The sequence below is a fragment of the Corynebacterium mastitidis DSM 44356 genome (genome assembly GCF_000375365.1).
GTDB lineage: Bacteria > Actinomycetota > Actinomycetes > Mycobacteriales > Mycobacteriaceae > Corynebacterium > Corynebacterium mastitidis.
Map to the genome: position 1 here is coordinate 148637 of NZ_AQXB01000002.1, position 14880 is coordinate 163516.

Here is a 14880-nt window from a genome sequence, read left to right on the forward strand (position 1 = left end):
CGCACCCAAACCCATACCTGAGCCGACCTTGCGCAACTTTTTACCCTTGAGCGGAACAAACTCAACCCTGCGCGCGTTGGACTGGGTGGAACACACAACCGCCCTGCACCGGGGAGTGTCCCGGGCCGTGGCCCCGCTCCGGCGGCCCACGGCGGGCGAGATGAAGAAAGGCGTAAACGGCAATGAACTCTTTTAACCCCACCACCAAGACCAGCGAGGCCCTGCAGGCGGCCCTGCAGCGGGCCTCGTCCTTGGGCAACCCCGATATTCGCCCGGCGCACCTGCTGGTAGCCATCCTCGAGCAGAGCGAGGGTATCGCCTCCCCGGTGCTGCAGGCCGTGGGCGTGGACACGGCGTCGGTGGTCAGGGAGGCCACCCGCCTGGTGGAGGGCTATCCCAGGGCCCAGGGTTCCAACATGGCCAACCCGAACTTTAACCGCGACGCCCTCAACGCCCTGACGGCCGCCCAGGAGCTGGCCGGGGAGCTGGGCGATGAGTACGTGTCCACGGAGGTGCTGCTGGCGGGGATCGCCGGGGGTTCCTCGGACGCCGCCGAGCTGCTCAAGGGCAAGGGGGCCACGCACGAGGCGATCGTGGCGGCGTTTCCCTCGGTGCGCGGGCACACGAAGGTGACCTCGCAGGATCCGGAGGGGCAGTTCCAGGCCCTAGAGAAATACGCCACGGACCTCACGGCGCGGGCGCGCGAGGGCAAGATCGACCCGGTGATCGGCCGCGACGCGGAGATCCGCCGCGTGGTGCAGGTGCTTTCCCGCCGGACCAAGAACAACCCGGTGCTCATCGGTGAGCCCGGCGTGGGCAAGACCGCGATCGTGGAGGGGCTGGCGCGGCGCATCGTGGCCGGGGACGTCCCGGAGTCGCTGCAGGGCAAGACGCTGTTGTCCCTGGATCTGGGCTCGCTGGTGGCGGGCGCGAAGTATCGCGGCGAGTTCGAGGAGCGGCTCAAGGCGGTGCTCGATGAGATCAAGGAGTCCGAGGGGCAGGTCATCACGTTCATCGACGAGCTGCACACCATCGTGGGCGCCGGCGCCAGCGGGGATTCCGCGATGGACGCGGGCAACATGATTAAGCCGCTGCTGGCGCGCGGCGAGCTGCGCCTGGTGGGTGCCACCACCCTGGACGAGTACCGCAAGTACATCGAGAAGGACGCCGCGCTGGAGCGGCGCTTCCAGCAGGTGTACGTGGGCGAGCCTTCGGTGGAGGACGCCGTGGGCATCCTGCGCGGCCTCAAGGAGCGCTACGAGGTGCACCACGGCGTACGCATTCAGGACTCCGCCCTGGTGGCGGCCGCCGCGCTCTCCGACCGCTACATCACCAACCGCTTCCTCCCGGATAAAGCCATCGACCTGGTGGACGAGGCCGCCTCCCGGCTGCGGATGGAGATCGATTCCTCCCCGCAGGAGATCGACGAGGCCCAGCGCGTGGTGCGCCGCCTGGAGATCGAGGAGCTGGCCCTGCAGAAGGAGACGGACGCGGCCTCGAAGGAGCGCCTGGAGAAGCTGCGCGGCGAGCTGGCCGACGAGAAGGAGAAGCTGGGCGAGCTGACGGCGCGGTGGAACAACGAGAAGGGCGCCATCGACGAGGTGCGCGCGGCCAAGGAGGAGCTGGAGCGCCTGCGCGGGGAGTCCGAGATCGCGGAGCGCGAGGGCGATTACGAGCGCGTCTCCGAGCTGCGCTACGGCAAGATCCCGGCCGCCGAGCGGGCGGTGTCCGAGGCCGAATCCAGGGTGAGCAACGGGGCCAACAACTCCATGCTCACCGAGGAGGTGACCCCGGACACCATCGCGGAGGTGGTCTCCGCGTGGACGGGCATTCCCGCCGGAAAGATGCTCCAGGGTGAGACGGAGAAGCTGCTGCGCATGGAGGAGGAGCTGGGCGCCCGGGTGGTGGGCCAGCGCGAGGCGGTGGAGGCGGTGTCCGACGCGGTGCGCCGGGCCCGCGCCGGGGTGGCGGACCCGAACCGCCCCACGGGTTCCTTCCTCTTCCTCGGGCCCACGGGCGTGGGCAAGACGGAGCTGGCCAAGGCGCTGGCGGAGTTCCTCTTCGACGACGAGCGCGCGATGGTGCGCATCGACATGTCCGAGTACGCGGAGAAGCACTCGGTGGCCCGCCTGGTGGGTGCGCCCCCCGGATACGTGGGCTACGACGCGGGCGGCCAGCTCACGGAGGCCGTGCGGCGACGCCCCTACACGGTGGTGCTCTTCGACGAGGTGGAGAAGGCTCACCCGGACGTGTTCGACGTGCTGCTTCAGGTGCTTGACGACGGCCGCCTCACGGACGGCCAGGGCCGTACCGTGGACTTCCGCAACACCATCCTCATTCTCACGTCCAACCTGGGCGCGGGCGGCGAGCGGGATCAGGTGATGGAGGCCGTGAAGCACGCCTTCAAGCCGGAGTTCATCAACCGCCTGGACGACGTGGTGATCTTCGACGCGCTGAGTCACGAGCAGCTCACGCACATCGTGGACATTCAGGTGGGGCAGCTCTCGCGCCGCCTGGAGCAGCGCCGCCTGCGGCTGCATGTTTCCGACGCCGCCCGCGACTGGCTGGGCGAGCGCGGCTACGATCCGGCCTACGGCGCGCGCCCGCTACGCCGCCTGATCCAGCAGGCCATCGGCGATCAGCTCGCCAAGAAGCTGCTGGCGGGCGAGGTCGCGGATGGCGATAGGGTGGCTGTGGACGTGGCCGAAGGTGGCGCAAAGTTGGAGATAGCACGCGGGTAGCGTCTACTTTCCGGCCTTATTTAGGGCACGAAAGTGGATTGCTATTGCCCGCCGCTTGGCGGGTTCTTACACTCACCCTTACCCGTTGCATTCGAGTACAGAAAGGAAAACGCGATGTTTTCTCGTAAGAACCTTGCCGCTGCGGCGGCCTCTGCCGTGATCGCCACCGGCGTGGTGGCAGCCCCGGCCTTCGCCGAGGAGACCGTGGACCCGGACTACAGCGTGGCCACCGTGGAGACCCAGCCCGGCGCCGAGGTGGACCCGGACTACAGCGTCACCGAGACCAAGGACATCAAGGACGAGGGCTCCTCGGACTTCGACCTCTCCGAGCTCTCCTCCGGCTCCTCTTCCGAGGATGAGGCCAAGGGCGACTCCGAGGGCTCCGTGTCCGGCGACACCCTGAGCTTCCTCGGCAAGGCCATCGAGTTCATCAAGGGGCTCCTGGGCTAAGCCGCTAAGGCACAGCCTTCCACATTCTCAAAGAAGGGACGCGCCGCGTAGGCGCGTCCCTTCTTTGTTGCGCTTATGGTGCGTCGGCCCGCCTGCGCGCGGGTAAAAGCGCCGCGCGGTGGGGGTAGAGGCGCGCGTAGGTCTCCTTACTATTAGAGTAAAGGCGTGTCCGTAACACTAATTTTCGCGTTCGCCGCCGTTGCCCTCGTGATCGCCGCCGCCTTGTGGTGGCTCGATACGCGGGGCCGCAGGGATCATTCTGCGGTGCCGGATTCCGCCGAGGCCGCCCGGGAGGTGGCCCCCGAGGGCGAGGCGGAGCCCGAGACGGAGCGGCGCGCGCCGTCGCGCCTGGCGATGCCGGGGCAGGGCCGCCGCGAGCGGCGCGCCTGGGCCCAGGAGGCGGGCTTTGACTTTGCCCGCACGGATGACGCCCTGGCGCAGGAGTGGCGGCGGGGGGCCGCCGCCTCCGGGGCCACCGCGCATGACGTGGTCACGGGCGTGAGCGAGGGGCACGAGTTCACCCTGGCGGACCTGGGCTCCACCACGGTGCTGGCGGTGCGCCGAGGCGCGTTCTCCGACGTGGTGGTGGACTTCCGCCGCCCGGACGTGACCTGGGACGCCTCGGAGGATCTCAAGGAGTGCGGCGAGGTGGAGGGCTTCGCCTGCTTTAGCACGGACGTGGAGGCCGCGCGCCGCCTGAACGACGAGCGCGTGAGCGCGGCGCTGGAGGCCATGCCGGACTTTGTGCGCGCCGTGTGGTGCGAGGCTAACTGGGCCCTGGCCCAGCTCGATCGCGGCACGCACGGGCACGACTGGGAGGCCATCATCGCCCCGATGACCTGGCTTGCGGACGCCGCCCACGCCCTTCCCCCGCGCTCCGCCGCACCCCTGGCGCTGGACGAGGCCCTGCCCTCCCGGCTCATGCCGCCCCCCGAGGCCGCCCCGGCCCCGGAGCGGGAGCGAGAGCCCGAGGACGGCGAGCAGGAGGAGAAGGAGAAGCCCGCCGTGCTGCGCCCCGAGGAGCCGGTGAGGCTGCCCACCCGCACCCGGACGCAGTCCCGGGGCGTGGTGGAGCCGCGCCCGGTGGGCGGGGACGAGGTGCCCGGCATCGCGGACCGCGCCGAGGAGCCCTCGGACTACCGGGGCACCAGGGTGCTGCGCCTCAACGACGGCGGCCCCTCCATCTTTGACGACCTGGCGGAGAAGCTGGGGCGCGATCCCCTGGAGCATCTGCGCGGCCACAATCTCCCGGAACAAAAGGAAGGTAAGTAGACGATGTCCCCTCAGGTATCGCAGGAGGCCCGCGCGGAGCTGGCCGGGCTGGTCAAGGAGCTGGCCGTGGTGCATGGCCGCGTGACGCTCTCCTCCGGCAAGGAGGCCGATTACTACGTGGACCTGCGCCGCGCCACGCTGCACCACCGCGCCTCGCGGCTCATCGGCTCCCTGCTGCGGGAGCTGACCGCGGACTGGGACTACGTGGCCGTGGGCGGCCTGACCCTGGGCGCGGACCCGGTGGCCGCCTCCGTGATGCACGCCGGGGGCCGCGAGATCGACGCCTTCGTGGTGCGCAAGGAGACCAAGAAGCACGGCATGCAGCGCCGCATCGAGGGCCCGGACGTGACCGGAAAGAGGGTGCTGGTGGTGGAGGACACCACCACCACCGGAAACTCCCCGCTCACGGCGGTGGAGGCCCTGCGGGAGGCCGGGGCCGAGGTCGTGGGCGTGGCCACCGTGGTGGACCGTGCCACGGGCGCGGACGCGGTGCTGGCGGACGCGGGGCTGGAGTACCGCTTCCTCCTGGGCCTGGAGGACCTGGGGCTTGACTGACGCGCCCGCGCCCGGCCCCACGGAGTGGGGCGAGGGCCGTCACGGGGTGGGGCCCTGGGAGGGGCCGCCGCCCGAGGACCCCCGCCTGGACCCGGAGCTGCTGGCCCAGGGGGATCGCCGCAACGTGGTGGACGCCTACCGCTACTGGCGCCGCGAGGCCATCGTGGCGGACATCGATACCCGCCGTCACCCGCTGCACGTGGCGATTGAGAACTTTGAGAACGACGCCAACATCGGCACCGTGGTGCGCACCGCCAACGCCTTCGCCGTGGATACCGTGCACATCGTGGGGCGCAGGCGGTGGAACAGGCGCGGGGCGATGGTCACGGACCGCTACCAGCACCTGCGCCACCACGCCACGGTGGAGGATCTGATGGGGTGGGCCGCCGGGGAGAAGATCGCGGTGGTGGCGATCGATAACACTCCGGGAAGCGTGCCCCTGGAGACCGCCGAGCTGCCCCGGCGCTGCGTGCTGCTGTTCGGGCAGGAGGGCCCCGGGGTGACCCCGCAGGCGCAGGAGGCGGCGGTGATGACCTGCTCGATCGCCCAGTTTGGCTCCACCCGCTCCATCAACGCCGGGGTGGCGGCGGGCATCGCCATGCACGCCTGGGTGCGGCAGCACGCGGATCTGCGCCGCGCGTGGTGAATCTTGGTTAGGATCGTGGGGGACAACACCACCGAGACACAGTGTGAGGCTTAGGGATAGTGCTGGAAAAATGGTCGCACCGGGCGGATCTGGCGGAGACCGCCATGAACGATCGTCACGCGAGCCGTCTGTGGGGTATTCCCCGCACCAATCTCGCGGTGGTGGCCTGGCCCCCTACCTCCAAGGACAAGCTCTTTATCCGCTGGCACTACTGGTGGCAGGCCCATTACCTGGATTGCCTGCTGGACGCCTACTCCCGCCGCAGCACCAACGCGCGGCGCGTGCGCATCCAGGAGACGATGCGCGGGATTCGCTGGCGCAACCGCAACAAGCTGGTGCGCAACCGCTACTACGACGATAAGGCGTGGCTGGCGCTGGCTCTGGGCCGGGCCGAGGGCATGAAGAAGATGAAGCGCCCCAAGCAGCTCGAGGCCCTAGAGTTCAACATCCTCAGCGGCATCGACGGCCTCACCGGGGTGCTGCCCTGGCGCACCGGGGAGACCTTCTACAACGTCCCCTCCAACGGCCCGGCCGCGATCATGATGGCGCGCACGGGACGCCTGGAGCAGGCGATGTCCGTTGTGGACTGGATACTGGACACGCTCATCAACGACGACGGCCTCATCATGGACGGCCTGCGGATGCGCATGCACGGCCCCGAGCTGGTGCGCGATATTCACCCCTACTGCCAGGGCGTGACCATCGGCGCCTGCCTGGAGATCGCGCTGCGGCTGCGCGAGCGCGCGGGTTTTACCCAGGACGAGGTGGTGGCCTACGAGGATGCCGAGCGCGTGGACGACTCGATGAAGTACATCACCGCCCTGCGCTCCATCGTGCAGGCCGTGGCCAGGGGCATGGCCACCCCGCAGGGCGTGATCGACTGGGACACCGGCGAGGGCGACGGCGGGCTGTTCAAGGGCATCCTGGTGCGCTACCTCGCGGACGTGGCGGTGCGCCTGCCCGCGGATTCCCCCACCAACCGGGCCACCAAGAAGGTGGCCGCGAAGCTGGTGCTGGCCTCGGCGGAGAGCGTGTGGAACCACCGCCTGGAGGTGGACGGCCTGCCGATCTTTGCCACCGACTGGACCGACGACGCCCGCCTGCCGCACAACTTCGGCCTGGGGCCCAAGAGCCTCGCGGAGACGGCCGGGGTGATCCGCATCGACGAGCGCGACCTCTCGGTGCAGCTCTCCGGCTGGATGCTCATCGAGGCCGCCGCGCGGGTGCAGGAGCACCTGGAGGAGGGCGGCGCCCGCTAGGCGTCGGCAGGGCCGTGCTGGTGGTGCCGCCTGTGCTGGTTCGTGCCACCCGCGCCGCGCGGGGGCTTAGCGGCGGCGCGAGGCGAGGAACTGCTTGCCCGCCCCGATGATCCCGGGCAGCACGGAGAGGAACACGATGAGCAGGAAGATGGCCTCGATGTTCTCCCGGATGAAGGTGTACTGCCCCAGCCAGGCGCCCAGCAGGGTCACGCCGCCGCCCCAGAGCAGGCCGCCGAGGACGTTGAAGGTGATAAAGACCCGGTAGCGCATGCCGGACATGCCCGCCACGAGGGGGGCGTAGGTGCGCACGATGGGCACGAAGCGGCAGATGATGACGGTGATGGGGCCGTGCTTTTCAAAGAACTCGTGGGACTGGGCCAGGTACTCCTGCTTGAAAAAGCGGCCGTCGGGGCGCTTTTGGAGGGCGTGCCCGAAGCGGGAGCCGATGAGGTAGCCCACCTGATCGCCCGCGATGGCGGCGATCACGCACACGAGCACCACCAGCCACAGCGGTGCGAAGGGGTCCGGCTGCACGGAGAGCATGCCGCCGGTGAAGAGGAGGGAATCCCCGGGCAGGAGGGGGAACAGGAGGCCGGACTCGATGAAGACCACGAGGGCCATGCCGGGGAGGATGAGGGAGCCGAAGGGGCCCGATCCGCTGAGCAGGTACATGGGGTCGAGCCATTCGGGGCCGAGCGCCAGGGTATCCACGGTGCCAGCGGCGGCGAGGGTGCTTATCATGGTCCTTAGCGTAGGCGGGGCGGCGCGGGGCCCACAATGCGCCCCGCAGGGGGCGGCGTGCCGACGGCGCGCGGGGCGTAGAGAAGCGAGAGGCGATGCCCGATGGTTTTTGTTTTCGCCCGAACGTGTGGCTTTCTCTCGGGGTCGAGGGCCGAGGCGGAGTACGATGGTTGTTGGCATAATCGGTAGAGAGATCACGCGCCTGCGGCGTGTGCGACGATCACGACATCTGAGGAGTTTTCATGCCCATCGCAACCCCTGAGGTTTATAACGAAATGCTCGATCGCGCGAAGAAGGAGGGCTTTGCCTACCCCGCGATCAACTGCACCTCGTCGGAAACGATCAACGCAGCGCTCAAGGGCTTCGCGGAGGCGGAGTCCGACGGCATCATCCAGTTCTCCACCGGCGGCGCGGAGTTCGGCTCCGGCCTGGCGGTTAAGAACAAGGTGGCGGGCGCCTGCGCGCTGGCCGCCTTTGCCCACGAGGCCGCCAAGCACTACGGCATCAACGTGGCCCTGCACACCGACCACTGCCAGAAGGAGGTGCTGGACGAGTACGTGCGCCCCCTGATCGCCATCTCCCAGGAGCGCGTGGATCGCGGCGAGCTGCCCCTCTTCCAGTCCCACATGTGGGACGGCTCCGCCATCCAGATCGACGAGAACCTGGAGATCGCCCAGGAGCTGCTGGCCAAGGCCAAGGCCGCCAACATCATCCTCGAGGTGGAGATCGGCGTGGTCGGCGGCGAGGAGGACGGCGTGCAGGCCAAGGCCGGCGCCAACCTCTACACCACCCCGGAGGACTTCGAAAAGACCATCGATGCCTTGGGTACCGGCGAGAACGGCCGCTACCTGCTGGCCGCCACCTTCGGCAACGTCCACGGCGTGTACAAGCCCGGCAACGTGAAGCTGCGCCCCGAGGTGCTCCTTGAGGGCCAGCAGGTGGCCCGCAAGAAGCTGGGTCTGGCGGACGACGCCCTGGCCTTTGACTTTGTGTTCCACGGCGGCTCCGGCTCCGAGAAGGAGAAGATCGAGGAGGCGCTGCGCTACGGCGTGATCAAGATGAACGTGGACACGGACACCCAGTACGCCTTCACCCGCCCCGTGGCCGGCCACATGTTCTCCAACTACGACGGCGTGTTCAAGATCGACGGCGAGGTGGGCAACAAGAAGGTCTACGACCCCCGCTCCTACATGAAGAAGGCCGAGCAGTCCATGTCCGAGCGCGTGGTGGAGGCCTGCCAGGACCTGCACTCCGTGGGCACCTCCGTGAGCAAGTAACCCTCGCCTGTTGCGCGGGGCAGAGAATCCCCGCGCAGCGATGAGCGCCACCGGCGCGGGCGGCTATGGTAGAGGGCATGCCCAAGCAGAAGATGAGCACGCTCGCCCGGCTGCGCGCGGTGGATCAATCGCTCCACAGCCGGGCCCTGCGCGTGCGCAAGCGCGCATGGCCCATCGTGCAATCCGCCGTGGCCGCGGGCCTGGCCTTCTGGGTGGCGCAGCGGATATTCGGCCACCCCGTTCCCTTCTTCGCCCCCATCGCGGCGGTCATCATCCTCGGCCTTGAGGGCGGGGACCGCATGCGGCGCGCCGTGGAGATGTCCATCGGCTGCATCGTGGGTGTGGCCCTGGGGGACCTCCTCTTCTTCTACCTCGGCCCCGGCCCCTGGCAGATCGCCGTGGCCGTGGCCTTCTCCCTGCTGCTGGCCTCCTTCATCTCCAAGTCCCCCCTGGTGAACAACCAGGCGGCCATCGGCTCCATCCTGATCGCCACCATCATGCCGCCCGGCACCGTCTCCGCGATTACCGGCACCGGCAGCACCGGCCGCGTGGTGGACGCGATGGTCGGCTCGGCGGTGGGGCTGCTCGTGGTGGCCTTCATTCCCAGCGACCCCCTCACCGCCGGGCGTCAGGAGGTCTCCAACGTGCTGGGTATCGCCTCCTCGGTGCTCCAGGACGTCTCCCAGGCGCTGCGCACCGGGGACGTGGAGCTGATGAAGAACACCCTCGACGCCGTGCGCGGCACCCAGGGCAAGATCAACGCCATGCTCGCGGCCGCCAAGACCGGCCGGGAATCCACCACCCTCTCCCCGCTCATGTGGAGCAACTGGCGGCGCGTGCGCAGCCTCGAACGCCTGCTCATCCCCGTGGACAACTCCATCCGCAACGTGCGCGTGCTCGCGCGGCGCGCCCAGGTGCTCATCGAGGACGAGGACGCGGTCTCCCGCGAGCAGGTGGCCATCATCGACGAGCTGTCCGACGTCGCCCTCCAGCTCTCCGAGATGTACGAGCGCGGCGCGGAGATCAACGAGGCCAGGGAGATACCCGTGCTGGTGAACCAGCTACGCCGCCTGGGCGGGCGGGCCTCGATGGAGGTGGTGGGGGGCCGGGTGCTCTCCGCCCACGTGGTGCTGGCACAGTCCCGCTCGCTCATCGTGGACTTCCTCCAGATCTGCGGGATGTCCCGGGAATCCGCGCTGGCGGTGCTGGCTCCTACCTCCTCCACCCCGGCGTATCCGCCGGAGGTGTGGGAGTAGGGGGAGGGGTTGTACGGCTTGGGGCGGAGGAGTATTCCTATCTTTAGGATCTCGTGGTTATCTCCACGAACCAACCCCGCCGCAACCCCTGTCATGGACGGGGGTTGACGTGCTTTACCAGGTTCGGCAGCGGCCGTTTTTACAGAGTGGTTCTATCTTTTTCCATAAATCCATAAAAACTTTTTGCGCTCGTGGGTCTGTATATCCTTGAATGAAGTTCCTGCGGTAGACGCGGCAGATAATCTCAATTACTTGGCACTGTTTGTGGTCTTTTCCCTGTTTTGGAAATGTCTTTCCGATTCCAGATAGGGTGTTCGCCATGAACATTTTTCTTCTCATCCTCGCCATCGCCTTCCCCCTGTGGCTCCTCTTCGTGGTCTGGTACCAGCGCAAGCGCCTCAACCGCCGCAGGAAGTATCACGCTATGGGCGCGGACTGGCCTGTGGAGTGGTATGGCGGCAAGGGGGCAGAGGAGGTCGTGAGGGAAGACACCACCGCCCAACCGTTCTCCGGCGACCAGGAAGATTCTGGCCAGGAAGATTCACGGACGCGCGATCTGTAGATCCCGTAGGTGCCGGTAGAACGTCACGCGCTTCACGGGGCGCTTGGCGCTCACCCCGTCCACGGTCACGCGAATGTTCTCGCCCCCGGACTGCACCGCGCGCCCGGTGGCCAGCGTGGCGGGGTCCACCACGCCCACGGGTTGCTCCGCGCCGCGCACCAGCCAGCGGGTGCCGGGGGAGTTCCACAGCCGCTCCACCCCGCGTGGCCCCACGCGGCGTCCCACCAGCGCTCCGAGCCCGGAACCGCGCCGTCCGGCAGCCCCTTCGGCAGGCGTACCCGCCGCCGGCGTGCGCAGTTCCACGGCGGCGATGCCGGGGGCCGTGGTCATGGGCACCAGCCGCGCGCCGTAGTGCCCAAAGAGGGGGCGCTCGTTGTCCCCGTGGAGGAGCAGGCGGTGATCGTCCACGATGATCTCCCCGGTGTATTCCGTATTATCCCAGTGCGTGAGGGTGGCGCTGCCCGCCACCGCTAGCCCGGAGTCGGTGCGGATCAGGGGGGCGGGGCGCACCGGGGCTTCCGTGGCGAGCGCCAGGGCGTCGGAAAGCGCGGAGCGTCCGCCGGGCAGCCCCCAGTTGGTGGCGGCGGGGGAGTCCCCGGTGGGAACGTAGCCGAACTCGGCCCAGAGATAATCGGCGCGCATGGCGCGGGTGAGCACGGCGGACAGGGCGGCGTCGGAGCCGATGACCACCACGCGCAGGGGTTCGGTCAGGGCGCCCGCCTGCGGTGCGGGGCGGGGCTCGGCCAGGTGGGCGACGTCGGGCTGCGCGGCGATCTCGTCGAGCGAGGGGGTGGGGTCGTGGGGGAGGGCCTGGGCCGCGGCGGCGTCGATAAGCGCGAGTTCCTGCCGGGTGGGCACCTCGGAGAGCCGGTGGGCGTCGGGGCCCAGGGGCAGGGGGGTGGGGCCGCAGTGCAGGAAGATGGTCCGCATGGTGCTCATCTTAGGATTGCATGGGGCGGGTGGGTACAATTTGGGCTTGTTGTGTGCGCCCCGCTGGGGCGGAATCTACGTGTAGCGGAAGTGTGATGCCAGTATGGCTGCGATTGTGATCGTCGGGGCTCAGTGGGGCGATGAGGGCAAGGGCAAGGCCACCGATATTCTGGGCGGCCGCGTGGACTACGTGGTCAAGCCCAACGGCGGCAACAACGCCGGGCACACCGTGGTGGTGGGCGGCGAGAAGTACGAGCTGAAGCTCCTGCCCGCCGGGGTGCTCTCGGAGAGTGCGGTGCCGGTGCTGGGCAACGGCGTGGTGATTAACCTGGAGGCCCTGTTCTCCGAGATCGACGGCCTGGAGGCGCGCGGGGCGGACGCCTCCCGCCTGCGCATTTCCTCCAATGCGCACCTGGTGGCCCCGTACCACCAGGTGCTGGATCGGGTGCAGGAGCGGTTCCTGGGCAAGCGGGCCATCGGCACCACGGGGCGCGGCATCGGCCCCGCGTACGCGGACAAGGTCTCCCGCGTGGGCATCCGCGTGCAGGACATCTTTGACGAGTCCATCCTGCGGCAGAAGATCGAGTCCGCCCTGGACGTGAAGAACCAGATCCTGGTGAAGATGTACAACCGCCGCGCCATCGAGGCGGAGGAGGTCGTGCAGTACTTCCTCTCCTACGCCGATCGCCTGCGTCCCATGGTGATCGAGGCGGAGCACGAGCTGAACAGGGCCCTCGACGCCGGAAAGCACGTGCTCATGGAGGGCGGGCAGGCCACCATGCTGGACGTGGACCACGGCACCTACCCGTTTGTGACCTCCTCGAACCCCACGGCGGGCGGGGCGTGCGTGGGCGCGGGCATCGGCCCCACCCGCATCACCTCCTCCCTGGGCATCATCAAGGCATACACCACCCGCGTGGGCGCGGGCCCCTTCCCCACGGAGCTCTTTGACAAGTGGGGCGAGTACCTGCAGACCACCGGCGGCGAGGTGGGCGTGAACACGGGCCGCAAGCGCCGCTGCGGCTGGTATGACTCCGTGATCGCCCGCTACGCCTCCCGCGTCAACGGCTTCACGGACCTCTTCCTCACCAAGCTGGACGTGCTCACCGGCATCGGGGAGATCCCCATCTGCGTGGCCTATGACGTGGACGGGGAGCGCTTTGACGAGATGCCCCTGAACCAGTCCCAGTTCCACCACGCGGAGCCGATCTTTGAGACCATGCCCGCCTGGGAGGAGGACATCTCCTCCTGCCGCAGCTTCGAGGAGCTGCCGCAGCGCGCCCAGGACTACGTGCGACGCCTCGAGGAGCTTTCCGGGGCGCGCATCTCCTACATCGGCGTGGGGCCGGGGCGCGATCAGACGATCGTGCTGCACGACGTGCTGGCGGGCTAGGCCGACGCCGTCCTACCCCGCTGGTGCGGCGTTGGCGCCATATTGGTGCCGCGTTGATGCAGGTGGGGCGCATGTGACGGGTGTGAAAACCTTGGGCGCGGCTAAAACGGCTGTGTTTTTGGTAGGTTTGGGGCGAAATATCCCCGCACACCCCACCGAGAGGCAGCGCAGTGAACCTCCGTACCGTGGCCGCCGCGATCACAGCGGCCAGCACCATCCCGCTCACCGTCCTCGCCGCCCCGGCGCAGGCGGACACCCTGGCCTGGGGAGAATGCCCGCTCGGATCGCTGGCGGACTCGCAGGCGCAGTGCGCCACCTTCGAGGTGCCCCGGGACTACGCCCAGCCGAATGGCGAGAAGATCACGCTCACCATGAGCAAGCTCCCGGCCAAGGGGCAGTCCCGTGGGGTGATCGCGGGCAACCCCGGCGGGCCGGGTGGCTCCGCCCTGGGCATGTTCCGAGGGGATGACAACCTGCCTGACACGGTGAAGCTGCCCGACGCCGTGCGCGAGCACTACGACCTCGTGGCGGTGCAGCCGCGCGGCCTGGCGTGGGGCGAGCCGCTGGAGTGCCTCTCGGAGGAGGCGGAGAGTCTCTTTGCCGGATGCGAGGCCAACAAGCCCGGATACACGCGCACCGTGAACACGGAGAGCACGGCCCGCGACCTGGAGGAGGCCCGCAGGGCGCTGGGCCAGGACCGCCTGAACCTCTACGGGGTGTCCTACGGCACCGTGCTCATGTCCACCTACGCCACCCTGTTCCCCCAGCACACGGGCAAGATGATGCTGGACTCCTCCATGAACCCCGACGACGTATGGTTCCACCTCGGCTCCAGCCGCAAGCAGGTGCGCGTTGACGCGATGAACGCGATGTTCGCCTGGATCGCGGAGCGCGACGCCGAGTACGGGCTGGGGGACACCCCGCTCAAGGTGTACAGGGCGTGGGTGCGGCGGGTCAACGAACACACGGGGCTATCTGCCGCGCCGATCACCCCGCCGCCCGTCACGGAGGCGGACATCCCTGTGGGAAGCTCCGTGGGCGAGCTGGCCCTGACCGGTGCGAACATGGTGGAGGAGGCGCGGTGGCGCTTCCAGCGCCTGCTGGCGCTGCCGGAGTCTATTGCGGCCCTGGCGGAGGAAAGGGAGGTGGACTCCGCTTGGCTCGACCTCGTGGCGACGGAGGCGCTATACAGCGAGAAGGCGTGGCCGCGCGTGGCGGAATCCATCAGGAGCAACGCTATCGTGCCGGATCCCTTGGCGGCGAACCTTGAGGCTCGGCTTGCCTCCCTGAGCGAGGAGCAACGGGAGCAGTTTGTGCAGGATCAGGTTGATGTAGCGATGGGATTCCCCCTCGTGGACAAGGCCGTGATATGCAATGAGAACCGCAACCCGGCTGATCCCTCCCGGACGGTGCCGCTGATGGTGGAATCCCTCGCCGGCGATCAGTGGCGTGCCAACGGAGACCTGCTCGCCTCCGGCCAGCACTGCGCGGGCTGGCCGGAGCCTAACCCGCTGCTGTGGGCCAACGGCGACGCCCTGGAGACCAAGCCGCTGCTGGTGGGCTACGACCACGACAGCGCCACCACCGGCGAGGGCACATACGCGATGCAGCGCGCGATGGGCGGGGAGACGCACGTCCTGCCCGGGTATAGCCACGGCGTGATGCTCAACGATCCGGAGGCGGTCGAGGAGCAGGTCGCGGCCTATTTCTCCTAGCCGGTGGCCAGGCTGCGGGGCGCTTATGTTTAGAGTCCCCAGCCACCCATCAGCTAGGCTGTAACGGAGCGTATCCAAAAGTA

Annotated in this window: 13 protein-coding genes; 11 read left to right on the forward strand and 2 right to left on the reverse strand. The window is 68.6% G+C overall.

From position 1 onward, the window contains the following. Positions 1-182 precede the first annotated feature (182 nt). The 6 genes from clpB to B140_RS0103070 all read left to right on the forward strand — a co-directional run bounded on the left by clpB (position 183) and on the right by B140_RS0103070 (position 6923). Positions 183-2741 (forward strand): ATP-dependent chaperone ClpB, encoded by a 2559-nt coding sequence (gene clpB / locus B140_RS0103045; protein ID WP_018117880.1) that lies wholly within the window; start codon positions 183-185, stop codon positions 2739-2741. Positions 2742-2855: 114 nt separating this feature from the next. Further along, a complete protein-coding gene (locus B140_RS0103050; RefSeq protein ID WP_018117881.1) occupies positions 2856-3191 on the forward strand; it encodes a hypothetical protein in 336 nt (111 codons plus the stop codon). Between the two features lie 165 nt (positions 3192-3356). After that, positions 3357-4463, forward strand: coding sequence for a type III secretion system chaperone family protein (locus B140_RS11750; RefSeq protein WP_156801633.1), 1107 nt, complete (start codon positions 3357-3359; stop codon positions 4461-4463). Positions 4464-4466: 3 nt separating this feature from the next. After that, positions 4467-5018, forward strand: a complete 552-nt coding sequence (gene pyrE, locus B140_RS0103060) for an orotate phosphoribosyltransferase (RefSeq protein WP_018117883.1) — start codon at positions 4467-4469, stop codon at positions 5016-5018. Next, the gene (locus tag B140_RS0103065; protein ID WP_026165930.1) at positions 5011-5664 is read left to right on the forward strand and encodes a TrmH family RNA methyltransferase; all 654 of its coding nucleotides are present in this window, start codon (positions 5011-5013) and stop codon (positions 5662-5664) included. Before pyrE ends, B140_RS0103065 begins: the two co-directional genes overlap by 8 nt. A gap of 59 nt (positions 5665-5723) precedes the next feature. After that, complete coding sequence (locus B140_RS0103070; protein WP_018117885.1) at positions 5724-6923, forward strand: glycoside hydrolase family 76 protein; 1200 nt, start codon at positions 5724-5726, stop codon at positions 6921-6923. 66 nt (positions 6924-6989) lie between these two features. On the opposite strand, the gene B140_RS0103075 is transcribed toward B140_RS0103070, so the two are convergent. Continuing rightward, on the reverse strand, positions 6990-7664 hold the full coding sequence (locus B140_RS0103075) for a VTT domain-containing protein (protein WP_018117886.1): 675 nt from the start codon (positions 7662-7664) through the stop codon (positions 6990-6992). Positions 7665-7906: 242 nt separating this feature from the next. Here B140_RS0103075 and fbaA point away from each other — a divergent pair, with 242 nt between their 5' ends. The 3 genes from fbaA (at position 7907) to B140_RS0103090 (ending at position 10759) form a co-directional block, all read left to right on the forward strand. Next, positions 7907-8941, forward strand: coding sequence for a class II fructose-bisphosphate aldolase (gene fbaA, locus B140_RS0103080; protein WP_026165931.1), 1035 nt, complete (start codon positions 7907-7909; stop codon positions 8939-8941). 77 nt (positions 8942-9018) lie between these two features. Then, positions 9019-10197: an FUSC family protein gene (locus tag B140_RS0103085; protein ID WP_018117888.1), complete on the forward strand. Its 1179-nt coding sequence runs from the start codon at positions 9019-9021 to the stop codon at positions 10195-10197. A 319-nt stretch (positions 10198-10516) separates the two neighbouring features. Continuing rightward, positions 10517-10759 carry a hypothetical protein gene (locus B140_RS0103090; RefSeq protein WP_026165932.1) on the forward strand — a complete coding sequence of 81 codons (243 nt, stop codon included), beginning with the start codon at positions 10517-10519 and terminating at the stop codon, positions 10757-10759. Here the strand turns inward: B140_RS0103090 and B140_RS0103095 are convergent. Next, complete coding sequence (locus B140_RS0103095) at positions 10739-11698, reverse strand: hypothetical protein (protein WP_018117890.1); 960 nt, start codon at positions 11696-11698, stop codon at positions 10739-10741. The genes B140_RS0103090 and B140_RS0103095 overlap by 21 nt on opposite strands. A 94-nt stretch (positions 11699-11792) precedes the next feature. On the opposite strand from B140_RS0103095, the gene B140_RS0103100 reads away from it, so the two are divergent. Then, positions 11793-13082 (forward strand): adenylosuccinate synthase, encoded by a 1290-nt coding sequence (locus tag B140_RS0103100; protein WP_026165933.1) that lies wholly within the window; start codon positions 11793-11795, stop codon positions 13080-13082. A gap of 170 nt (positions 13083-13252) precedes the next feature. Then, positions 13253-14797 carry an alpha/beta fold hydrolase gene (locus B140_RS11755; RefSeq protein ID WP_018117892.1) on the forward strand — a complete coding sequence of 515 codons (1545 nt, stop codon included), beginning with the start codon at positions 13253-13255 and terminating at the stop codon, positions 14795-14797. The last annotated feature ends 83 nt before the right edge of the window (positions 14798-14880 follow it).